Raw genomic sequence first — 21,738 nt, 5'->3', positions numbered from 1 at the left:
AGTTCACACACATGGAACAATGTAGGCATGACTTCCCACGAGCGCACACTTCAAGAACGCTATGGGGTGAGAAAATCCCCCGAAAAACGCCGCTGGGCCCTCGTGGGAACCGTTGTTGTCGCCGTGGGTTTCATCGCGACCGTGATCTGGGTTGCCTTCGCGTTCGTCTCCTCGCAATCGATCAAAACGAGCACACTTTCCTACACCCACCTCGATGATTCGCGAATATCGGTCACCTTTTCGGTCAATGCCGCCCCCGGCACGGAACTGGACTGCTCGCTTGAGGCTCTCAACTCGGTGCGCGCGCAGGTGGGCTACAGAGTCGTGCGCATCCCAGCACAGTCGGAGAGGCTCACCACACACACCGCCGACATCACGACGCAGGGAAAGGCCGTGAGCGGAGTCGTGAGGAAGTGCGAGGCCGTGCAGTAAGACGCCCGCAAAAGGCACTGCGACACATCGATCTTGTGGCGAGTGCCTCACCCCTTTTCGTGACGCTTCGCTGTATACTTGTACGACCACTGAGACGTGGTTTCGGAGCCCATGGCCGCCATGGGGTCCGCATTTTTTTTGATTCCAAGGAGAACCATGAGCGAACCCAACCAGGGCACCTGGCTCACTCAGGACGCCTACGACCGCCTCGTCAAGGAACTCGAGCACCTCGAGGGTCCCGGACGCGCCGAGGTCGTTGAGCGCATCGCGGCCGCCCGCGACGAGGGCGACCTCAAAGAAAACGGCGGCTACCACGCCGCACGTGAGGAACAGGGCAAACTCGAAGCTCGCATCACCGAGCTCAAGGCCCTCCTCAAGACCGCCATTGTTGGGGAAACCCCCGCGGATGACGGCATTGTCGAGCCCGGCATGCTCGTCACGATCACGATGGCCGGCAAGGAGCGCACGTTCGTACTCGGCAACCGCGAAATCGCCGAGGGCAAGGACGTTGAGGTGTACTCACCCGAGTCCCCGCTAGGCACAGCCATCACTGGCGCGAAGGCCGGCGACACAGTCGATTACACCGCGCCGAACGGCAAGTCGATCCCTATCGAGATCAAAGCCGCAAAGCCCTACGCGGCGTGAGCGCGAAAACCGCCGCAGGAAAGAAGGGCGTGGAGCCTCCCGCTGGGGAGTGCACTCCACGCCCTTCTTCTTTACGATCTCGACAGCGAACGATCCCTTTCCCCGTGGGATCTCGCGCCTAGTTCTTCGAGAAGAGGCGTGCCCGCTCGGCGAAAGCTTTCTTTTGCTCGCGCTCACGAGCCTCGAAATACGCCATAGTCTTCGTATCAATCCCGAGGGACGGATCGGGATCGCGCCCGTCGAGATAGCAGTACAGAGCATTGAGGAACGCGAGAAGCGGGATCGAGAAAAGCGCGCCGGGGATACCTGCGACGACCGCGCCCGCGGAGACTCCGAGGAAGATTGCGAGAGGGTGAAGCTCAACCGCTTTGCCCATGAGGATCGGTTGCAGAATGTTCGACTCGAGTTGCTGCACGAGAATCACGATTCCCAGCATGATGAGGGCGGGGATCCACCCCTGGAGCACGAACACGAGCAGCGTCGCAATCGCACCCGACACGATCGCGCCCACGAGCGGGATGAAGCTAAAGAGGAACACGATGAGCCAGATCGGCACGGCATAGGGCGAAAGTGCGACTGCCGAGCGGCCCATGAAGCCGCTCACGATATCGATGCCGACCATGCCGAGTGCGATGCCGGTGGCATCCACAGCCGCCACGAGAATCTGCGTGCGGCAATACGACGAGAGCGCTTTCCAACCGCGGCGAAAAGCTTCGTGCGTGACCTGGCGCGAATGCGAGGGGACAAAACCGAGGAACCACCGCCAGACGTTCCCGCCATCTGCGAGGAAGAAGAACAACGCAAAAAGGCTCACGAGCACGCCCGTGCCTATATTGCCAACGGTGGTCACCGCGCTCGAGGCGCCCGAAATAATGCTTGAGGAGTTCTTCTGAAGCTGGTCAAGCGCTTCCTGCTGAAGCTTGCCGAGGTTCCCGATCGAGTCCAAATCGACTTTGAAGTAGCCCGTAATGTCATTCCAAAGCTGAGTGAAGCCCGAAACTGCTGCTTTCGAGATTCCATCCCACGAGTCCACAAGTTGCCGCCCTGCAAGCACGAACATGCCCACGACGACAACGATGAGGCCCACGAGCGCGATCGCCGCGGCTGCCATGCGCGGAAGGAAGGTGTGCCGCGTGAGGAGCCTGACGAGCGGCTGAAGCATCGACGCAAGAAGGATTGCGACGAGAACGCTGATGAAGAGGGTAGAGACGATCCCGAAGCCCTGGAAAATCAGCCACAAAGCGCCGATGACAACGATGAAGCGCCAGCTCCACGCCGCGGCACGGCGAAGCCCCATGGGGAGCTCTTCCACCTCGAGGGGAAGCGCGAGGCTCTGCCCCTTTCGGCCGGTGGGTTTCTTAGCGGGAAGATTGACGCGCCTTGGCGGTTGCATATGCACTCCAAAAGGTGACTCTCGGCGCCCTCAGCAGCCGAGATCGAAAGTCCACAGAGTATCGTACCGAACGGTCTCCTCAGAGCAACAGCCGCGCATTGTCGACCACCACGCTCACGATTATCCGCGCGGCGATCGATACTTCAGTTTCATAAACGCTCACTTCTTGCCTGAAAAGTACTGGATTTTGCCCTGCTACGTTTATGACATGACTGTCATTGACACATCGGTCAATCACCAGGCCGAAGCCCCAGCCCTTTCCATGCGAGGCCTTCGCAAGTCCTTCGACGGCACGGAAGTTCTCCACGGCATTTCACTCGACGTGCCGCGCGGCTCGTTCTACGCGATCGTTGGCCCCAACGGCGCGGGCAAAACGACAGCACTCTCGATCGCCACTGGCTTGCTCCGCCCGGACGATGGCAGCGCTGAGGTACTCGGGACCGACGTCTGGTCGCACCCGAACGAGGCAAAAACGCAAATGGGCGTTCTTGCGGATGGGCTTCCGACGTTTGACCGCCTTACGGGGCGCGAACTTCTCACGTATGTGGGCCTCATTAGAAACATGGACATCGACACTGTCAATGCACGCACGCAGTCGCTTCTCGACGCGCTCGGGCTCGCCGACAGCGAGGGCAAGCTCGTCACCGACTACTCGGCGGGCATGACGAAAAAGATCCTGCTCGCGTGCGCCCTTATCCACGCTCCTCGCCTTCTCGTTCTCGATGAGCCTCTCGAGGCCGTCGACCCCGTGTCTGCCCACGGCATTCGCACCTTCCTCACCTCCTACGTCGAGGGTGGTGGCACCGTCGTGATCTCAAGCCACGTCATGGAACTCGTCGAAGGCCTGTGCACACACGTCGCCATCATTGCCGAGGGCGAGGTGCGAGCCGAAGGCACCATTGACGAGGTTCGCCGCGGCGGCAGCCTCACGGATCGCTTCATCGAAATCGCCGGTGTCGACGAAACGCAGGGGGATCTTTCGTGGCTGAACCAGTAAACGATAAAGCCCCGGCAGGCGTCGGAACCGAAGTATTTTTCGAAAACCTCGACCGGGAATATTCCCAGAACACTGGCAGTACTTCCGGGGCAACCGCCGAGAAGACGCCGAGCCTCATGCGAGTGCTCCCCAAGCTCCAGTGGACGCTGCTCAAGCGCAGCTTCCACAAGAACTGGGCCAAGATTATCGGGCTCGGCTTTGCACTCTTGTACGGAGTGGCCGCGCTCGTGTTCTTCACCGTCGTTTTGTCAGGCATGTTGTTTGTTCCCGCCGAGTCGGGAGTTTTTGCCCTTGTGATTCGCGTGACGGGCCTCGCTGCCGTCGTCGCGTGGACTCTCCTGCCTCTCTTCATGTTTGGCGTCGACGACACACTTTCGCCCGCCCGGTTCGCGCAATTCGGGCGGGGCCCGAAGGACCTCTTGAAGCCCATTCTCGTGGGCTCTCTCATCTCGGTCGGTTTCATCTTTACCGCGCTCGCCGCGCTCGTGACGGTCGTGCTTGAGGCCATTTGGCTCATCGGGGCACTCGTGTCAAACAACGGTGCCGCAATCTCCACGCCCGGGGCGATCATCGCCCTGATCGCGCTTGTGCCTATGACTGTGCTCGGGCTTCTCCTGTGTGTGCTCATCCCGCGCGCCATTTTCGCGTGGATGTCGACGGTCCGCATCGCAAAGCGTAAGAAGGAACGCCTCCAGGCGCTCCTTCTCATCGGTGTCCTCGTCGCCGTTTACGGCGCGAACCTGCTTCTCAACTCCGGCGGTGGGATCGTGGAGGGCCTCGCTCGGCTCGCTGGGCCTGTGTACGATTTCCTCCTGTGGACGCCGTTCGGTGCTCCGTTTGCCGTCCCCATGGACCTTGCCGAGGGACTGTGGGTCGCCGCGGCTATCCGACTCGTCCTGACGGTCGTCGCCATTTGGCTGCTGTGGCAGTGGTGGGGCCTGAGCTTCGCCGAGGGGCAGCTCCAGGCGCTCAAGGGCGCAAGCCAGGAGCAGGACGCCAAGGTCACGCCACTCGTGCCGGGCTTCCTCAGGTCGAATGCCCTCGGCGCCTCCGCGGGCCGTTCCCTCAAGTATTGGCGCCGCGATACCCGCTACTCCACGGCGCTTCTGATCGCGCCGATCCTCGCGGTCTTCATGCTCGCGATGAGTGTTGTCGTCGACGACAACGCTTTCATGGCGTACTTCGCCGTGGCTCTCGTGGCGTGGCTTACCGGCATCACAATCAGCAACGAGATCGGGTTCGACGGCCCCTCCTCGTGGGTGAATATTGTGGCGGGTATCGACAACCGTGCAAACCTGCTCGGTCGCTATGTTGCCCTCGGCATTCTCATGCTTCCGCTCGTAGTGATCGTCGCGATCGTAGCCCCAATTCTCCAGTCGCAGCCGCAGTACATCGCACTAACGTTGCCCACCGCGCTTGGCTTCGTCGCAAGTTCGTGGGGCATCTCGATGCTCACCACGGCGTTCCTTCCCATGCCCGCGCCTAAGCCCGGCACGATGAAAAATTCCCGCAATGGCGGCGGTAGCGGACAAATGTGGATCACGTTCCTCGCGACGTTTGTGGGCACGTGGCTTCCCCTCACGCCGAGCATCATCTGCATCGTCGTCGGTCTCAAGCTCGTTCCGGGGCTCGAGTACGCGGGGGCGGTGCTCGCTCTCGTGATCGGTGGCGTGACGCTATATCTCGGCCAGAGGTTTGCGGTAAAGCACCTCGATTCGCACTACGCGGACGAGTTCCAAAAGGTCCGGGCCTTCGCCGGCTAGTTCCTGGATTGCATAGTGGTTGTGGGGGTTTGATACCGAGCGTTCTTTCCGCCTCGCGGCTCTCCCCACCTCCCGCTCCCCGCTGTCCCCCTCCCCGCTCCCCTGCTCCCCGCTCCCCGCTCCCCATCTTCGCGGATTGACGTAGCTAAACGTAGGTAATCCCGGCTGTTCGGATGAGTGCGGGCGCGCCTAATTCACGCGCCTATCGGTTGAGTGTGCGCACGGGATACGGGCGTCGATTCCGACGCCTGCTTGTCTCTCTTTTCCGCTATTTCGAGCGTCAAGTGCGAGACTTAATGTTTCGTTTGCGGCGAGGTCAGTGTTTCGACACGCGCATCCGGGTTCGGCGGACCCATCGTGTCGGAGCCACGCTCCGGTTCTCGACGGTACTCCTCCGGAACCTCATCGCCTACAAGACGCGACTCCCGAAGATCCGAATAAACCCACCGCTTCTCACTCGCAACCTCAATGGTTCCCGCAATCGGCTGCCAGGCACCGCCATTGACCGAATACTCTCCGCTGAGTTGTGTCACGAGCGAAACTTCATACCACCCTTGGTGCACGTACCGCATCGACACGTCCTTCTCCGGATACGGCCGACCAGGAAAGGACGTCGTCAGCACCGTCCCATCCCCAAAGTCCCACACATACTTCACCGGCGTTGCTCGAACTTGCACCGCTTGACCGAGCATCTCCATGTCGAACGTCTGCACATCCGATTCCGCCCACGCGATCATGTCGATACCTATCGGAATCCACCCACTCGGCGGGCCAATATGCGCGACAAGTGGCTCGACACCGAGCGACTGAAAATCTGATTCCGTCACCACCGGCACCGCCGGCGCACCACCACCGCCACTGGATGATGGCGTCGAACAACTCGACCAACGCTCCGTTCCAAAAACAGGAGCGCCAGTGGACGGATCAACTTCCCTGCCAACACTCATCGAGGCACCTGGCGTCACGACCGAACACACGATGCTCTGCGCCAGGCACGCCGTACCGCCCATCTGCGCAGTAATGCTGCTCTTATCCGCCAAACACCCTAAATCCGAATCACTCGCTGCAGCCCACACTCGACGAGGACCATCAGTGACGGCGTCACCCCGAGCGCGCTTGCGATCGTCCGGAAGTTCCGATGTACCGCCACGGCCTACTCCTCGAAGATCTGCATCGACAACGATCGAACTGTTGTCCCCATCAACATCGAACTGAAATTCCGGTTCATCAGCCGTCGAGACGCTAAGTGGGAGGAGTGTAAAGACCGATAGTACGCACAACGCCAGCCTGGAAATACACAACGATCCGCTCTTCATCACGCTTCACGCTTTTCCCAAGAAGCTTTTGCGACTACCCACTTTTCCTCTTGCCAGTCCAGGAGGAAAACTGCCTCATACGCGGTAGATGGGAAATGTTTCCCCTGGCTACCTTGGCGAATCTCAACAGTTTGCCCACGCGTAAATTGCAAGACAACCGGGCTCTTCCCCTCGTACTGCTCGCGATCCGGCAGTCGTTCAACTGAATCGACAGTTATGGTTGCGGGACTCAAATACCTCAGGTCGGCCTGCCAACCATCAATTTCTGTGATGACTTTGTCACATCGTTCGCACGTCTGAAGGTCACTGATCTCCTTCAACGGCGCTGAGTCGCCCGTCGCGTAGCCGTAATACATCGCATCGATAAAGTATTGAGCGGCAGCCTTGGCCCCCTGCTCCGTTGGATATGTAATCCCCAGATAATCCCCCTTATCGGGGGCTTTGAGAGCCTCGTTCTCAGGCGGCAACCCTTCTGTACGGCCACCCGATTCAGCACCGCCTGAATCCGAAGCGCCACCCGCATCGCTGCCGCCAGCATCGCTACTGGACGAAGCGGCAGCAGCGGGCGCGGCAGACGCCGAACCGCCGCTCACTTGCTCACCGCCGCAACCCGCCAGCGCCCCCACCAACGCGACTATCCCGATCGCACCGAAAAGCTGCGTCTGCCTGCTCCGCATGTACTCCCCCTCCCGAAAGCCGACCACACTCCCCCGAGCGAGTCCCATGTCACATAGCAAACCATGCAGACCTGCCCGACGCAACGCGTGTTTCAGATTTGTGGAGAAGACCCGCCGTACGAGCCGTCAAATTCCCACCCTCCTATGCAGTCCGGGGCGGTGTCATCCGGGAGAGGGGCTTGTGCATGACGATGGCGTCGACCGGCCCCTCAGGTGTGCGGTAGTAGCCGCGCCTCACCCCAATCTCGCCAAAGCCCGCCCTCTCATACAGCTTCCGTGCGCGGGTATTGTCGCGCCGAACCTCAAGAAACAGACTCTCGGCGCACTCCTCGAGTGCCCGTTGTTCGCACCAGTCAAGCAAGGCACGTCCAATTCCTGCACCTTCGCGAACCGTGCCGATCGTTTGCACATCGGCGCTCTCACCCGCAAGGAAAATGCCCGCGTAGCCGAGGATGCCGCCGCCTTCGTCAACCGCAGCAACATAGTCTCGACTCGGATGCGTGATCTCCTCGAGCACCATGTCGATGCTCCACGCCTCATCCGGGAAAAGCTCGTACTCGAGGCGCGCGAGCACGGGGACATCGGCGCGTGTGAGCGGCCGCAACGACCAGGGTCCCGGTCCTGGCCGCGCGCGCGAAGGATCAAGCGGCCTCCCAATAGCCGGCATAGCTAGGCGGGCCGATCGCCGAGTCCGAGCGCCGACTTGCGGCGCTTAGGCTTCGCCGCATCCGCCTCGCGCAAATAGAGGGGCTCGGTTGAGGAAAGGTCCTCACCACGTTCTTCGGCGCTGAACGCCGCTCGGATCAAAGATCCCGCATCCGCATGGCGCAACTCCCCCGTGGGAGGCAAGATCTCCGGATAGAGGTGTGCGCCACTACCCACGAGCACGTCGGCGGCCATCAGACTCGAGGCAATATCGGCGGGCGCGGCAACACCGGGCTCAAACGTGCGCACGATGTGACGCGGGGAGGCGTCGGAACCTTCACCACTCACCTCATAGAGCGCCCAGTACACCTCGCGGCGCCGGGCATCGAGAGCGACCGCGATCGTTTTTGCCTCCGGGCACCGTTCAGCTGCCTCGAGAGCGATCGCATCGAGGCTCGGAAGGCCGATGAGTCGTGCGCCAAGAACAGAGGCGATAGAACGCGCGGTCACGAGACCCACGCGTAGACCTGTAAAGGGCCCCGGCCCGCGGCCACCGACGACGCACGAGATATCGGCGCGCGAGGACCCAGTCTCGTCGAGAACCGCGTCGATCATGTCGAGCAGCACCTCGTCGTGGTGACGCGCACGTTCATCCATGCGGCGCGCGAGGACCTGGCAACCGTCGGAAACCGCCACGCTTACCGCACCCGACGTATCAATACCCAGCGTTAGCTTTGCCATGTCACTCCTCGCCCTGCTCCGGGCTAAAACCAGCCTCGCGCAGATCAATGCCAATCCGCACGAGCTCTTCGCGCGTATAACGCTCCCCCACGAAGGTTACGGTGAGGCTGCGCTCCTCATCCGTGTCATCCGGGTCCTCATCGAGCGGCCCGCTCTGAAGACTTTCCTCACGATGCAACTCGACAATCGCATAGGAACTTGCGAGGTGCTCAACGCGGTCGCGGCCCCATTCGACGAGCGTGATCGAGGTGTCAAGGTTTGAATCAAGATCGAGATCCTCGATGTCCCAATCCTCGTCCAAGCGATAGGCATCGACATGGACGAGATCAGGGCCTTCCGCATTCGCAGGGTGCACGCGCGCAATTACGAACGTCGGCGAGGCGACGTTACCGCGCACGTCAAGCGCACGAGCGAAGCCCTGCGTAAAAGTTGTTTTGCCAGCTCCGAGTGGGCCGTCGAGCACGAACAGATCGCCTGCCTTCGCGTGATGGGCAATCGCGCGGGCCGCCCTTCTCGTGTCTTCCGCCCCGCGCGTGCGCACCGTGAACGAACGCGGTGCGGGGCGCTCCCCCTCGACGCTCCATGTGCGCTCGACCGGGTCGGCAGCAAGTGGCAGGACCACGCGCGGAACGCGCGAGGATACCGACGTCAGAATCTCGTATGGGATCGTTCCGGCTTCGCGGGCGAGGTCGTTCGCCGTCCACACACCGGGGTAGCGGTTCGGGTCGCCAAAAATGACGACGCGATCCCCGGGCCCGGCATCCGTTTCGGGCCCAAGGTCAAGCACGATCTGATCCATCGAAATCGTGCCCACCTGTGGCACGAGCGTCGATGTCGAACCGGTTTGCACGAGCACTTTGAGCCGATTCGTGAGCCGTCGATCAAGGCCATCGGCGTAGCCAATCGGCACAAGCGCGAGGGTCGTGGGGCGCCCAGTCACGTACTGAGCGCCGTAGCCCACGACCTGACCGGCTTCAACCCTCTTCACGAGCGAAATGCGCGAGGTGAGCGACATTACGGGGCGGAGATCCAGATCGGTCTCGATCGACGAATAGCCGTACACCGTGATTCCCGGGCGCACCATGTCGTAGCGAAACTCCTCGCCCGCGAGTGCCCCCGCGCTCGCCGACAAATGCCGAAGCGGAATCGGGCCCGCAGCGGCCTCGAGCCTCTCGCACATCGCGTCAAAGCGTGCGGCCTGCTCACGCACGCTCGCATCGCCCTGGACATCCGCGTTATATAGGTGACTCATGGCGCCGGCGAGCGACACGTGCGCGCTTTCGCGAATTGCCGCGCCGATTGCTTCGACCTCGCTGCCGAACGCGCCCTCTCGGCCCATCCCCGTATCGAGCGCCACGTGGATGCGTGCACGACGCTCGATCGAATGCGCTGCGTCGATCACGGCCTCAAGTTGCGCGAGGGAGCTCACCGCGAGGTCGACACCCGCACCGATAGCGTGCGGAAGTACCTCCTTGGCCGAAACCGGCTCATGCAGCCAGGCGAGAATCGGCACGTCGAGGTTGGCGCGCGCGAGGTCAAGGGCCGTTGCTGGATGGGCAACGCCGAGCCAGGTCGCGCCGCCAGCAATCGCCGCGCGGGCCGCCTCCACCATGCCGTGCCCGTAACCGTCGGCTTTTACAACCGCCATGAGGGCGATGTAGTCGGGGATCGCAGCACGCAACTGCGAGGCATTGTGCGCGATTGCCTTGAGGGAGATCTCCGCGCGATTCGGGCTGATCAGGGGATCGATGTCGGGTGTCAAGTTCATTCTTGGGGCTCCTCATCCCCGAGTGCTACTTCGTCACTTTCACCGGTCTCCAGTACGACCATGGCGGTCGCGAGGCCTCCATCGTGCGAAAGAGAGAGGTGTGCGAAACGTACTGCTTGCGCATTTGCGGTCTCGAGCGCGGCGCCGCGGAGCACGAGGTAGGGGCGGCCCTGCTCGGTGCGACGCACGATCGCGTCGTGCCATGAAAGGTCGCCCGGATTCCCGAGCGCCTTGCCAAGCGCTTCTTTCGCCGCAACGCGCGCGGCGAGGGACGCGAGGCTCAGATCGCGCTCCTCGGGGGCGAAAAGTCTCTCGCGAAGCCGCGGGTGCCGCTCGAGGCGATCCCCGAGGCGCTCGATGTCAACGATGTCCACGCCGATCCCCGCAAGCGCGTCGCCGCCTAACGGCACGAAGCTGCGCTCACGCGCGTGCGGGGGGTTCGACATGTTCCCCATTGTAGGTCGGGCCGTATGCCCGGACCCGAGTGCTCTACTCGACCGTGACAGACTTCGCGAGGTTTCGGGGCTGATCAACATCGAGCCCCTTCGCGGTTGCGAGTTCGCACGCGAAGATCTGCAGCGGGATGATCGTGAGAAGCGGAGCGAAGAGGGTACGCGTTTCCGGGTAGCGGATGACGACATCGGCGTAGGGCTCAACATCGCTATCGCCCTCTTCCGCAATCACGAGGGTGTAGGCGCCGCGTGCGCGCACTTCTTGGATGTTCGAGACGACCTTCGCGTGGAGTGAGTCGCGCCCGCGCGGGCTCGGCACGACGATGAACACCGGCTGGCCCTCCTCGACGAGCGCGATTGGCCCGTGCTTGAGCTCGCCCGCGGCGAAGCCTTCCGCGTGGATGTAGGCGATTTCTTTGAGCTTGAGAGCACCCTCGAGTGCGGTTGGGAAGCCCACGTGCCGACCGAGGAACAGCACGCTCGTGGTCTCCACCATCGTGCGCGCAAGCTCCTCCACCTGAGTGGAATTGTCGAGAACGTCCTGGATCTTGCCGGGAATCGCCTCGAGGTCGCGCATGATCGCCTGGATCTCGTCCCCGTAAAGATTGCCGCGCACTTGCGCGAGGAAAAGCCCGAGTAGGTAGCACGCGGCGATTTGACCGAGGTACGCCTTTGTGGAAGCGACCGCGATTTCCGGCCCCACGTGTAGGTAGATGGCGGCATCGGACTCGCGCGGGATGGTCGCTCCGCGCGTGTTGCAAATCGCGACGACCTTCGCGCCCTGCTCCTTCGCGTAGCGCACGGCCATGAGGGTATCCATCGTTTCGCCCGATTGCGAGATGGCAACGACAAGCGTGCGCTCGTGAACGATCGGGTCGCGGTAGCGGAATTCGTGGGCGAGCTCGACCTCGACGGGGATGCGACACCAGTGTTCAATCGCGTACTTGACAACCTCCCCGGCGTTGGCGGCAGTACCGCACGCGACCACGATGATCTTGTCGATCGAACGCAAGTGCGAGGGGTCGATATGCATTTCGTCGAGAACGATCTCGTTGTTCTCGAGACGCCCCAGAAGGGTATCGGCGATCGCCTTGGCCTGCTCGTGAATCTCCTTCGCCATAAAGGAGTGGTAGCCGGATTTTTGTGCGGAAGCCGCGTCCCACTCGATCGTGTACTGCTTGGGTTGTGGAACCGGCGTGCCATCGAATCCAATGACTTCGACACTCTCGGCGCTGACGGTAACGATTTGATCTTGACCGATCTCGACCGCGCGCTTCGTGTGGTCCACGAATGCCGCGACGTCGGAACCGAGGAAGTTCTCCCCCTCTCCGAGTCCAACGACGAGAGGGCTATTGCGCCTCGCCGCTACAACCGTTCCCGGCTCGTCCTCGTGAATCGCGAGCAGCGTGAACGCGCCCTCGAGGTGAGCCACGCAAGCGCGCATGGCCTCGGTGAGATTTCGGGCGCTTTCGTACTCGCGCGCGAGTAGATGCGCGACGACCTCGGAATCTGTATCCGAGATGAACTCGTACCCCTCTTCGAAAAGGTTCTTCTTGAGGGAGGCGAAGTTTTCAATGATGCCGTTGTGCACAAGCGCAATTTCGCCGCGTTTGCCGCCGAGGTGAGGGTGAGCATTGGCATCGCTCGGGGCGCCGTGGGTCGCCCAGCGTGTATGACCGATTGCCACGCTCGAAGTCGAGGATTCTTGCCCTTCAAGCCGGTCACGAAGGTTCTGGATTTTTCCCGACGCCTTGAAAAGCTCAATCTTACCGGCGCCACACCGGGCAATACCCGCCGAGTCGTAGCCGCGGTATTCGAGGCGGCTCAGGCCCCCGAGAACGACCTCACTCGGCCGAGTTGTCATGCCCGCGGCGGCGGGCCCTGCGTATCCCACAATTCCACACATGCCACAGAGAGTAGCGCTCCACCAATGAAAAAACGCTGCTCCACTCCCGCGCGTCACCGTAAACTTAAGGAATGCTCGAGCACTTGGACTCTGCCGCACCCCACGCGCACACCCCGCATCACGGCCGCGCACCAGTTGATGATTCCCACCTCACCCCTTTCACGGAGATCAGCCGCGCGGACTGGGCGAGGCTCAGCGACCAAACCCCGCTCCCCATGACTCCAGAGGAGGTCAAGGAGATTCGCGGCCAAGGCGATCCCCTCGACTATGCCGAGGTCAACGACATTTACCGGCCCATATCGAGGCTCCTCAACCTGCAAGTCATGACCGCCCAGCACTTGCGCAACCTCCGCCAGAGCTTCCTTCAGGAACACTTCCGCCGCACCCCCTTTGTCATCGGCGTTGCCGGCTCAGTGGCCGTCGGCAAGTCCACGACCGCGCGCCTTTTGCGGCTCCTCACCGCGCGCTGGCCCGAGACCCCGCGCGCCCAGCTCATCACGACCGACGGTTTCCTCTACCCGACCGCTGAGCTGAGGCGTCGCGGCATTCTCGAACGCAAAGGCTTCCCAGAGAGTTACGACCGTCGCGCACTCTTGCGCTTCATCGCCGACGTCAAAAGTGGCAAAGACCGCGTCGAAGCTCCCGTCTACTCGCACATCTCCTACGACCGGGTACCGGGCGAGCGCATCATCGTGGAGCGCCCCGATGTGCTCATCGTCGAGGGCCTCAATGTTCTTCAACCTGCTCGCCCCCGCGCCGACGGCCGCCTCGGGGTCGCCGTTTCCGACTACTTTGACTTTTCGATCTATGTCGATGCGAAGGAGGATGACATCCGGCGCTGGTACATCGACCGGTTCCTTACTCTTCGCGGGACGGCCTTCTCGAATCCGGAGTCGTATTTTCGTAACTACGCCGACCTCAGCGACGATGAGGCAATCGAGCGTGCAGGTCGCGTGTGGGACACGATTAACGGCCCGAATCTCAAGGAGAATGTGCAGCCTACGCGCGGGCGGGCCGATCTCATCCTCCGCAAGGGCGCGAATCACCAGGTCCACTCGGTTTTGTTACGCCGCATCTAGCACCCAGTAGTAGCCGCCTCATCAACCAGGCTGCTCGGCTGCTGCCCAGACCTCGCCGCACCCCGGCTGCTTCTGCAAACCCCGGCCACCGCTCCTCTTCACCCCGGCCGCCCTCCTCCGCACCCCTGCCGCTCCTCCTCATGAAAAAACTCGGGTCCGACGGCTGCACAGCCACCGTCGGACCCAAAATCTTTATGAAGAGAGCCGCCTTGTCCGCGGAACCCTACTTCTCAAGCGCGAGGCGCTCACGCACGACACCGGCAAGTCGCTCGGCGATGCTGTGAGCGCGTTCATCTTCGGCTGCTTCGACCATCACGCGCACAACCGGCTCGGTGCCCGAAGGGCGAAGCAACACGCGACCGGTATCGCCGAGTTCAGCTTCGGCTTCCTCGACGGCCTTCGTCACGACCGCGTCGATCTGAGCGCGGTTCTTGTCGACACCACGCACATTGATGAGGGCCTGGGGCATGCGGGTCATGACGCTCGCGAGTTCGCGCGCGCTCTTCCCTGTCTCCTTCATGCGCTGGAGAAGGTGGAGGGCGGTGAGCTCACCGTCACCTGTCGACGCGTGTTCGTGGAGAATCACGTGGCCGGATTGTTCGCCACCGATCGAATAGTTTCCGAGAGTCATCTCTTCGAGAACATAGCGGTCGCCAACTGCAGTCTGGCCGAGTTGGATTCCGTGCTCGCGCATCGCGAGCTTGAGCCCGAGGTTGCTCATGACGGTGACGACGAGCGTGTTCTCGGCAAGCTTGCCTTTTTCTTTGAGAGCAACGGCGAGGATCGCCATGATCTGGTCGCCATCGATGACCGTGCCTTCGGCGTCGACGGCGAGGCAGCGGTCGGCATCCCCGTCGAAAGCCACACCGATGTCGGCGCCGTGCTCGACGACGGCGGCCTGAAGTTGCTCGAGGTGGGTCGAGCCGCAGCCTTCGTTGATCTGGCGACCATCGGTGCGATCACCAAGCACGTGGATGCTCGCACCTGCACGCTCAAGAACCCTCGGGCCGCTTTCGAAGGATGCGCCATTCGCACAGTCCACGACGACGTTTAACCCTTCGAGAGAGACCTCGAGGGTCGAGAGGAGGTGCTCAACGTATGCGTCAACGGCGTTTTCGTACGGGGCGATCGAGCCAACCTCTGCCCCAAGCGGGCGGGCCCATTCCTCGTGGAGGCGCGCCTCAATCGCATCCTCGACTTCGTCGGGCAGCTTCGTGCCGCCACGCGCAAAGAATTTGATGCCGTTATCGGGATGCGGGTTGTGACTCGCGGAGATCATGACGCCGAGATCGGCTTCGGAATCCTTCACGAGGTAGGCGAGGCCCGGCGTGGGCAGGACGCCGGCGTCGAAAACATCGACACCCGCGGAGGCGAGTCCCGCGCAGATCGCCGCGGAAATGAAATCGCCCGAGGGGCGAGGATCGTGCGCGACAACAGCGCGAGGCTTGGCCTGACGTTCATCGCTTTCGCTCGCTTCGAACGCACCGAACTGCCCAAGAACGTGGGCCGCCGCAACAGCGAGTTCGACCGCGAGCTCCGCGGTGATGTCCTTGTTCGCAACTCCGCGAACGCCGTCGGTTCCAAACAAACGTGGCATGTGGTTTCTTCCTTGATCGGGTGCACTTCGCGTGCACGAAACTCTTCGAGTGTAGCGGGCGGGTTTTAGGTGACCATGAACTGCACGAGCAGGAGCTGAACAACGATTCCTAGCGCATATACTGCGGCGTAACCCGACGCGGTGCGCTCGTCGTCATAGCTGAGGTTGAGGGCATGCTCGAGGACGACCGATTGCCCCACGAAAGCTGCGACGGCCCCCGCGGCACGCTCGAGACTCACCCCGAGAAACGCTCCGGCAGCGGGAACGAGGGGAAGCATAACGATGAGCGAAGCTGCAGCGACTAGGGCGACTTTGAGGCCCGTCAAGGTAAAAACGTTCTCGGCAAACGAGGGACCCGAGATGACGCCGACCGCCGCGAGGAACACGGAGAGGCCGAGCTGGCGGATCGTAAGGTTCACGGGCCTTGGCAAGGTCCACAAAATGGGTCCCGTGTGCTCCCACCTTCCAAGAATGAGCCCCACGACGAGCGGCCCCGCCGCACTTCCAAGCGCAAACGATGAACCCCCGCCGATCGGGATGCTCACCAGACCGAGAAGGAGCCCGAGTGAAATTCCGAGGCCGAGCGCGAGAAAATCGACACTGTTGATGCGCTTTTCGCTGTCGCCGAGGTATTCAGAAATGCGGCTGATCTCTTCGCGAGGCGCGACGACGCGCACTCGGTCACCGAGCTCGAGCCGAGTCCAGGGCGAAGCGACCATGTCTTCATCACCTCGGCGAAGGCGCGTCACGATCGCGCCATAGCGCGAAGCGATCCGAGTTTCGCGAAGTAGCCGCCCCTCAAGCCTCGGGTTCGAGACGAGAATGCGCCGGTAGTCCACGGCACTCCGGTCGTCCAGAAGGCGGTGCTCGGCGCGTTCTCCGATTACTTCGAGAGCGCTCTCGAGAGAGTCGGGAAAGCCCACGAGCACAACCTCGTCGTCTTCGTGGAGCACCGTGTCGGTGCGAACGATCGTCATCATGCCGCGCCTCAGTAAGTACGAAGCGGACACCGTTCCCTCGCGCACCCCAGGGACGTCCATGAGGGCGATCGTCGAGGTGACGCGCACGCTCATATCGCGAATCTGCGCTCCACGGGGGCGGCCGGGATCCCTTCGCGCGGAAAACTTCGAGCGCAACCAGGGACTCGCCATCATGAGCGACACGAGAATCATGGGGATGATGACACCGAACGGGTAGGCGATCGCGTAGCCCACCGCGGGGATCGTGGATCCACCCGAGGCCCTACTTGCGGCAGCGAGGGCAGGGGTCGAGGTGAGCGTGCCCGTGAACGTTCCAGCAGTGAGCTCTTTTCCGAGGCCGGCGAAGGATCCGAGAAGGCTCACCCCCACAGCATAGAGTGCGTAGATTCCGACGGCGGCCAGCATAAGCCGGTACTGCTTTCGCATGTCGCGAAAGAAGCCATTACCGGCGCTGAGGCCGATCATGTACACAAACAGGGCCAGTCCGAAGGTTTGATACACGCCAAAGCCTTCGCCGAGGCGTGGGTCGAGCGCGCCAACGACGAGACCCACGAACAGCGCACCAGCCGCACCAAACTGGACGGGTCCGAAACGCACGCGCCCGAGCAGCGTCCCAAGCGCCATCACAAGAAAGAGCGCGAGGAGCGGCTGCTCGGCGAGGATATCGAGGACGACCACGGCTACAACCTTAGGCCTCTTGCACGGTTAACGATTGAAGGCGCCACCGTGAGGTGACGCCTTCACTGCAGCGCAAAGGGCTGATGAATCAGCGCTTCGAGAACTGCGGAGCCTTACGGGCCTTCTTGAGGCCGGCCTTCTTACGCTCGATGACGCGGGCATCGCGCGTGAGGAAGCCCGCCTTCTTGAGCGCCGGGCGGTTCGACTCGGAGTCGATCTCGTTGAGCGCGCGCGACACGCCAAGGCGCAGCGCACCGGCCTGGCCCGAGGGGCCACCGCCTGAGATACGGGCAATAACGTCGAAGCGGCCCTGGAGGTCAAGAAGCTTGAACGGATCGTTCACTTCCTGCTGGTGCACCTTGTTCGGGAAGTACTCCTCGAGGGTGCGGCCGTTGACCTTCCACTCTCCGGTTCCGGGCACGAGGCGCACGCGGGCAACAGCCTGCTTGCGGCGGCCGGTGCCGTAGCCGGGAGCGGAAATCGACGAGCCCTTGCCAACGGGCGCGTCGTTCGTAGATTCGGTGGTGTAGTTCGAGGCTTCGCCTTCGAACTCCTCAACTTCGGGGGTGGTTTCTGCCACTTGTTTTCCTCAGATCTCGTATCGGCGTAGCCGGGCTGGGCCCGTTACTGCGCCACCTGGTCGATGGTGAACGGGACCGGCTTCTGAGCCTGGTGCGGGTGCTCGGCACCCGCGTACACCTTGAGCTTCTTGAGCTGCTGGGTGGCAAGCTTGTTCTTCGGGAGCATGCCCTTGACAGCCTTCTCGATCGCGCGCTCGGGGTTCTTCTCGAGCAGCTCGGCGTACCGAGTAGCGCGCAGGCCGCCCGGGTAACCCGAGTGGCGGTATGCGAGCTTCTGCTCGAGCTTCTTGCCCGTGAGGGCAACCTTCTCAGCGTTGATGATGATGACGAAGTCGCCCGCATCCACGTGGGGTGCGAAGACCGGCTTGTGCTTGCCGCGCAGGAGCTGAGCGGCGTGGGAAGCGAGCCGGCCGAGGACGACATCAGTTGCGTCAATGACGTACCAGGAACGCTCGACGTCGTCGTGCTTCGGGGTGAACGTACGCACTCGTGCCTTCTTCTCTCGTTTAAGTGCCTCGCGACACCCATTTTTGGGCACGCAAGAACACGGTTCGAATGGACCGTGGACACGCTTCCTTTGGTTTAAAGCATGACCAAGAAATGCCGTGCTGAGCCGGTAACCCGGGTTTAGGGGCGGGTGTGAGGCTCAGATGCGTGTGAGGAGCCCCTTCGCGCCGAGCGTGAGAAAGCGGCAGCGGCAGAGCGCGCATCTATGGCACAACAGCCCTCAACTCTAGCCCGGATCCTCCGCAAGGGCAACGGTCCGACGGCTGCCCCTCCCTTGTTTTCCCTCACATTTGCGCGTTGTGGCCGCGATGGCACTCAGCAACCGTCGGACCTTCACCCGCGCGTGAACGGTTCCCCGCGTTTATCGCGCGTTCGAGATGCACGGGCCGCCCACTCAGACTCTTTGGGGTACTCAATCCTCTCGAGCGTGAGACCGGAGGGGGCAAACATGGGGGCGCTTACGGCTTCATCGCGCCGGGGAATCGTCACGAGAGCAGCCATCCATTCGGCATCGAGACGCCCCTCCCCCACGGCAACGCTCGCACCAACGATCGAACGGACCATGTGATGGCAGAAGGCGTCGGCTTTGACGACTGCGACCACGAGCCCTGCATCCCTTCCGGTTTCCGGCCGCTCCCAAGCGATCTCGTGGAGAGTGCGAATCGTCGTCGCGTCTTCACGTGGCTTGCAGAACGACAGGAAGTCATGCTCGCCGATGAGGGCACGGGCGGCAGTGTTCATTGCCTCTGCGTCGAGCGAGCGCTTGTGGAAGGCGACGTCGCGGCGCAAGGGGTCGCGCCGCGCATGCTCGTCACAAATGCGATAGCGGTAGGTGCGCGCAAGCGCGCTGAAGCGGGCATCAAAATCTTCACTGACGACGCTCGCGCGCCGAACGGCGATGTCGCGGGGCAAAACTGCGGCGAGGCGCTGGACGATTGAGTCCTCGCTCGAGCGATCACTCCTGCCCGGCATTCGCTGCCACCGCTCGTGGGGAATGTCGACGTGCACGACCTGGCCGCTCGCGTGGACACCCGCGTCGGTGCGACCGGCGACCGTGACCCGAATATCCTCACGAACGATTTTTGCGAGCCCCGCCTCGAGCTCCCCCTGGACTGTGCGCAGCGCCGGCTGAATCCCCCACCCCTTAAAGTCGGTTCCGTCATAAGCGAGGTCGAGGCGCACTCGCAGGCGCGGCGCTTGCTCGAGCGAGGAGTCGGGGGCTGTGGGCTCGGTGTTCACCCCAGAAGCCTAGCTGGAACCGCTAGGGTTAAGGCGTGAAAATTCTCGTAGTGGGCACCGGCGCGCGTGAACACGCCCTCGTGCGGCGCCTCAGCCAAGATTCCGTCCCTCACGATCTCCACGCCGCCCCCGGCAATCCGGGCATGGAGGCCCACGCGGCCATCCACGACGTTTCTCTCGGTGATAGCGCGGCCCTCACGGCACTCGCGTGCGATCTCGGAATCGACCTCGTCGTCATCGGCCCCGAAGCGCCACTCGTCGCGGGCCTCGCCGATGAGATGCGCGAGGCAGGCCTCACCGTGTTCGGCCCCTCCAAGGCGGCAGCCGAACTCGAGGGCTCGAAGGATTTCGCGAAGCGTGTGATGAAGGACGCGGACATCCCCACGGCGCGCTCGATCACCGTTTCGGATCCGACCGCTCTCGAGAGCGCACTCGACGAGATCAATCCGGGCGCGAAGGTTCCCTACGTCGTGAAGGCCGATGGCCTCGCCGCAGGAAAAGGGGTCGTCGTGACACTCTCGCGGGAGGAGGCGCTCGAGCACGCCCGCGCGTGTCTCGCGAGCGACGCCCACGACTCACGCGTGGTTCTCGAGGAGTTCCTCGATGGGCCCGAACTTTCGGTGTTTTGCGTCAGTGATGGCGAGCGTGTCGTTCCACTCGTTCCTGCGCAGGACTTCAAGCGCGCCTACAAGGGCGACGAGGGCCCGAACACGGGCGGCATGGGTGCGTACTCTCCTCTCCCGTGGCTCGACGAGACGGCCGCGATGCACGCAACAGTCGAGAAGATTGCCGAACCCGTCGTGCGCGCGATGCGCGAGCGAGGCACCCCCTTCGCCGGCCTTCTTTTCTGCGGTCTTGCTGCAACACGCGAGGGCCTCAAGGTCATCGAGTTCAATGTGCGTTTCGGCGATCCCGAAACCCTCGTCGTGCTCGACCGGCTCGAAAGCGACCTCGGCACGCTCTTGCATGCCGCAGCATCGGGGAGCCTCGCGGAAGCTGAGCCCGCGCGTTGGCACACCGACAGCTCGGTCGCGGTCGTCCTCGCAAGCGAGGGCTATCCGCTCGCCGCTCAAACCGGGCGCGAGATTACGGGTCTCGATCGGGTCAAAGAGGAAGGCTGCGCGGTGATTCACGCGGGCACAACGCGCGCTTCCGACGGCACCCTCCGCTCCAGTGGCGGCCGAGTCCTCAGCGTGGTCGCCAGCGAAGACACACTCGACAAGGCCCGCGTGCGTGCACAGTCGAGCATCGCGCACGTGCTACTCGAGGGCTCCCATTACCGCACAGACATCGCCGAATGCGCCGCTCACGGCGAGATCGAAAGGGTGACGCAGCTGTGAGTGTTCATGACGGTGGCGCCCTCGTGGAAGCACCCACATTTGAGGGTTGGGATCACGCCCTGAGCGGAAAGGTGCGCGAGCTGTACGTGCCACATGGAAGCACTCTCGAGAGCGCGAGCGAGGTTCTTGTCGTCGCGACCGACCGCATTAGCGCATTCGACCATGCGCTCACCCCGGGCATCCCCGACAAAGGGCGGATCCTCACGGCGCTGTCTCTAGTGTGGTTCGAACACCTCGAGGGCGTCACGGAGAACCACGTTCTCAGTGCGAGCGACGTTCCTGACTCGGTTCGCGGCCGAGCCCTGAGATGCGAGGCGCTCGACATGGTTCCCCTCGAATGCGTCGTGCGCGGGTACCTCACCGGTTCGGGTCTTGCGGACTATCGCCGCGACGGCGCGGTAGGAGGCCACGCACTTCCCGACGGCCTCGTGGACGGTTCCCGGCTTCCCTCCGCGCTCTTCACGCCTTCAACGAAGGCCGAGCAGGGCGAACACGACGAGAACATCACGGTTGAGGAAGCCCGCATTCGGCTCGGATCCGAGCTTGTCGACGAACTCGAGGAGCGCGCTGTTGCCGTGTACCGCTCGGCGGAGCGTTTCGCCCGCGAGCGTGGCATCATCCTCGCCGACACGAAGCTCGAGTTTGGGCGTTCGCGACACACCCGAAACATCGTTCTGGGTGACGAAGTTCTCACGCCCGATTCGTCGCGCTTTTGGGCTGCTGACCAGTACGAACCAGGGCGTGCGCAACCCAGTTTCGACAAGCAGTTCGTGCGCGATTGGCTCACCTATGGAAGCGGCTGGGACAAGAAATCCCAGGTCGCACCCCCACCCCTCCCAGACGCCGTCGTCGAATCAACCCGGGCGAAATACATCGAAGCCTACGAACGGCTCACGGGCGAGCGCTTTTAGGTCACCCAGGCGCTTGCCCGCCCCGAGACGTACCATGTGACCAACGCCACGGAGAGGGCTCTAGGTCCCATACAGATATAGGGCGCGCTCC

20 protein-coding genes are annotated in these 21,738 nt (G+C 62.6%); 7 read left to right on the top strand and 13 right to left on the bottom strand.

Going from position 1 to position 21,738, the window contains the following annotated elements:
- Positions 1–27 precede the first annotated feature (27 nt).
- Together M3B90_RS05700 and greA are read left to right on the top strand one after the other, a co-directional pair.
- Complete coding sequence (locus M3B90_RS05700; RefSeq protein WP_259889048.1) at positions 28–432, top strand: DUF4307 domain-containing protein; 405 nt, start codon at positions 28–30, stop codon at positions 430–432.
- A gap of 156 nt (positions 433–588) precedes the next feature.
- A complete protein-coding gene (gene greA / locus M3B90_RS05695) occupies positions 589–1,077 on the top strand; it encodes a transcription elongation factor GreA (RefSeq protein WP_259889047.1) in 489 nt (162 codons plus the stop codon).
- A 118-nt stretch (positions 1,078–1,195) separates the two neighbouring features.
- On the opposite strand, the gene M3B90_RS05690 is transcribed toward greA, so the two are convergent.
- Positions 1,196–2,470 (bottom strand): AI-2E family transporter, encoded by a 1,275-nt coding sequence (locus M3B90_RS05690; RefSeq protein ID WP_259889046.1) that lies wholly within the window; start codon positions 2,468–2,470, stop codon positions 1,196–1,198.
- 208 nt (positions 2,471–2,678) lie between these two features.
- On the opposite strand from M3B90_RS05690, the gene M3B90_RS05685 reads away from it, so the two are divergent.
- Positions 2,679–3,467, top strand: coding sequence for an ABC transporter ATP-binding protein (locus M3B90_RS05685; protein WP_259889045.1), 789 nt, complete (start codon positions 2,679–2,681; stop codon positions 3,465–3,467).
- On the top strand, positions 3,452–5,230 hold the full coding sequence (locus M3B90_RS05680; protein ID WP_259889044.1) for a hypothetical protein: 1,779 nt from the start codon (positions 3,452–3,454) through the stop codon (positions 5,228–5,230). The genes M3B90_RS05685 and M3B90_RS05680 overlap by 16 nt, the downstream gene beginning before the upstream one ends.
- Positions 5,231–5,523: 293 nt before the next feature.
- On the opposite strand, the gene M3B90_RS05675 is transcribed toward M3B90_RS05680, so the two are convergent.
- The 7 genes from M3B90_RS05675 to glmS all read right to left on the bottom strand — a co-directional run bounded on the left by M3B90_RS05675 (position 5,524) and on the right by glmS (position 12,735).
- A complete protein-coding gene (locus M3B90_RS05675; protein WP_259889043.1) occupies positions 5,524–6,057 on the bottom strand; it encodes a PKD domain-containing protein in 534 nt (177 codons plus the stop codon).
- 488 nt (positions 6,058–6,545) lie between these two features.
- On the bottom strand, positions 6,546–7,223 hold the full coding sequence (locus M3B90_RS05670) for a DUF6318 family protein (protein WP_259889042.1): 678 nt from the start codon (positions 7,221–7,223) through the stop codon (positions 6,546–6,548).
- Between the two features lie 142 nt (positions 7,224–7,365).
- On the bottom strand, positions 7,366–7,827 hold the full coding sequence (rimI, locus tag M3B90_RS05665) for a ribosomal protein S18-alanine N-acetyltransferase (RefSeq protein ID WP_259889041.1): 462 nt from the start codon (positions 7,825–7,827) through the stop codon (positions 7,366–7,368).
- A gap of 65 nt (positions 7,828–7,892) precedes the next feature.
- Complete coding sequence (gene tsaB / locus M3B90_RS05660; RefSeq protein ID WP_259889040.1) at positions 7,893–8,609, bottom strand: tRNA (adenosine(37)-N6)-threonylcarbamoyltransferase complex dimerization subunit type 1 TsaB; 717 nt, start codon at positions 8,607–8,609, stop codon at positions 7,893–7,895.
- A 1-nt stretch (position 8,610) separates the two neighbouring features.
- Positions 8,611–10,377, bottom strand: a complete 1,767-nt coding sequence (gene alr, locus M3B90_RS05655) for an alanine racemase (protein WP_259889039.1) — start codon at positions 10,375–10,377, stop codon at positions 8,611–8,613.
- Positions 10,374–10,823 carry a holo-ACP synthase gene (locus tag M3B90_RS05650; protein ID WP_259889038.1) on the bottom strand — a complete coding sequence of 150 codons (450 nt, stop codon included), beginning with the start codon at positions 10,821–10,823 and terminating at the stop codon, positions 10,374–10,376. The genes alr and M3B90_RS05650 overlap by 4 nt, the downstream gene beginning before the upstream one ends.
- A gap of 43 nt (positions 10,824–10,866) precedes the next feature.
- Positions 10,867–12,735, bottom strand: a complete 1,869-nt coding sequence (glmS, locus tag M3B90_RS05645; RefSeq protein WP_259889037.1) for a glutamine--fructose-6-phosphate transaminase (isomerizing) — start codon at positions 12,733–12,735, stop codon at positions 10,867–10,869.
- A gap of 71 nt (positions 12,736–12,806) precedes the next feature.
- Between glmS and coaA the strand changes: the two genes are divergently transcribed.
- Positions 12,807–13,814 (top strand): type I pantothenate kinase, encoded by a 1,008-nt coding sequence (gene coaA / locus M3B90_RS05640; RefSeq protein WP_259889035.1) that lies wholly within the window; start codon positions 12,807–12,809, stop codon positions 13,812–13,814.
- A 223-nt stretch (positions 13,815–14,037) separates the two neighbouring features.
- Here the strand turns inward: coaA and glmM are convergent, their stop codons facing one another.
- The 5 genes from glmM to truA all read right to left on the bottom strand — a co-directional run bounded on the left by glmM (position 14,038) and on the right by truA (position 19,396).
- Positions 14,038–15,411, bottom strand: a complete 1,374-nt coding sequence (glmM, locus tag M3B90_RS05635; RefSeq protein ID WP_259889034.1) for a phosphoglucosamine mutase — start codon at positions 15,409–15,411, stop codon at positions 14,038–14,040.
- A gap of 65 nt (positions 15,412–15,476) precedes the next feature.
- Positions 15,477–17,069, bottom strand: coding sequence for an aspartate:alanine exchanger family transporter (locus tag M3B90_RS05630; protein ID WP_259889033.1), 1,593 nt, complete (start codon positions 17,067–17,069; stop codon positions 15,477–15,479).
- Positions 17,070–17,157: 88 nt separating this feature from the next.
- A complete protein-coding gene (gene rpsI, locus M3B90_RS05625) occupies positions 17,158–17,649 on the bottom strand; it encodes a 30S ribosomal protein S9 (RefSeq protein WP_311199944.1) in 492 nt (163 codons plus the stop codon).
- A gap of 44 nt (positions 17,650–17,693) precedes the next feature.
- Positions 17,694–18,137, bottom strand: coding sequence for a 50S ribosomal protein L13 (rplM, locus tag M3B90_RS05620; RefSeq protein WP_259889032.1), 444 nt, complete (start codon positions 18,135–18,137; stop codon positions 17,694–17,696).
- A 353-nt stretch (positions 18,138–18,490) separates the two neighbouring features.
- Positions 18,491–19,396, bottom strand: coding sequence for a tRNA pseudouridine(38-40) synthase TruA (gene truA, locus M3B90_RS05615; protein WP_259889031.1), 906 nt, complete (start codon positions 19,394–19,396; stop codon positions 18,491–18,493).
- Between the two features lie 35 nt (positions 19,397–19,431).
- Between truA and purD the strand changes: the two genes are divergently transcribed.
- A complete protein-coding gene (purD, locus tag M3B90_RS05610) occupies positions 19,432–20,736 on the top strand; it encodes a phosphoribosylamine--glycine ligase (protein WP_259889030.1) in 1,305 nt (434 codons plus the stop codon).
- Positions 20,733–21,647 (top strand): phosphoribosylaminoimidazolesuccinocarboxamide synthase, encoded by a 915-nt coding sequence (locus M3B90_RS05605; RefSeq protein WP_259889029.1) that lies wholly within the window; start codon positions 20,733–20,735, stop codon positions 21,645–21,647. The genes purD and M3B90_RS05605 overlap by 4 nt, the downstream gene beginning before the upstream one ends.
- The last annotated feature ends 91 nt before the right edge of the window (positions 21,648–21,738 follow it).

This window comes from Dermabacter sp. p3-SID358 (assembly GCF_025147465.1).
Classification (GTDB): Bacteria; Actinomycetota; Actinomycetes; order Actinomycetales; family Dermabacteraceae; genus Dermabacter.
The sequence above is the reverse complement of the archived record's forward strand: the minus strand, read 5'-3'. Positions and strand labels throughout refer to the sequence as shown.

Excerpts from the sequence above, each read along its gene's own strand:
- coaA (WP_259889035.1), top strand. The coding sequence starts at position 12,807 with ATGCTCGAGCACTTGGACTCTGCCGCACCCCACGCGCACACCCCGCAT.
- M3B90_RS05685 (WP_259889045.1), top strand. The coding sequence starts at position 2,679 with ATGACTGTCATTGACACATCGGTCAATCACCAGGCCGAAGCCCCAGCC.
- alr (WP_259889039.1), bottom strand. The coding sequence starts at position 10,377 with ATGAACTTGACACCCGACATCGATCCCCTGATCAGCCCGAATCGCGCG.
- tsaB (WP_259889040.1), bottom strand. The coding sequence starts at position 8,609 with ATGGCAAAGCTAACGCTGGGTATTGATACGTCGGGTGCGGTAAGCGTG.
- M3B90_RS05700 (WP_259889048.1), top strand. The coding sequence starts at position 28 with ATGACTTCCCACGAGCGCACACTTCAAGAACGCTATGGGGTGAGAAAA.
- M3B90_RS05670 (WP_259889042.1), bottom strand. The coding sequence starts at position 7,223 with ATGCGGAGCAGGCAGACGCAGCTTTTCGGTGCGATCGGGATAGTCGCG.
- greA (WP_259889047.1), top strand. The coding sequence starts at position 589 with ATGAGCGAACCCAACCAGGGCACCTGGCTCACTCAGGACGCCTACGAC.
- glmM (WP_259889034.1), bottom strand. The coding sequence starts at position 15,411 with ATGCCACGTTTGTTTGGAACCGACGGCGTTCGCGGAGTTGCGAACAAG.
- M3B90_RS05690 (WP_259889046.1), bottom strand. The coding sequence starts at position 2,470 with ATGCAACCGCCAAGGCGCGTCAATCTTCCCGCTAAGAAACCCACCGGC.
- M3B90_RS05650 (WP_259889038.1), bottom strand. The coding sequence starts at position 10,823 with ATGTCGAACCCCCCGCACGCGCGTGAGCGCAGCTTCGTGCCGTTAGGC.
- glmS (WP_259889037.1), bottom strand. The coding sequence starts at position 12,735 with ATGTGTGGAATTGTGGGATACGCAGGGCCCGCCGCCGCGGGCATGACA.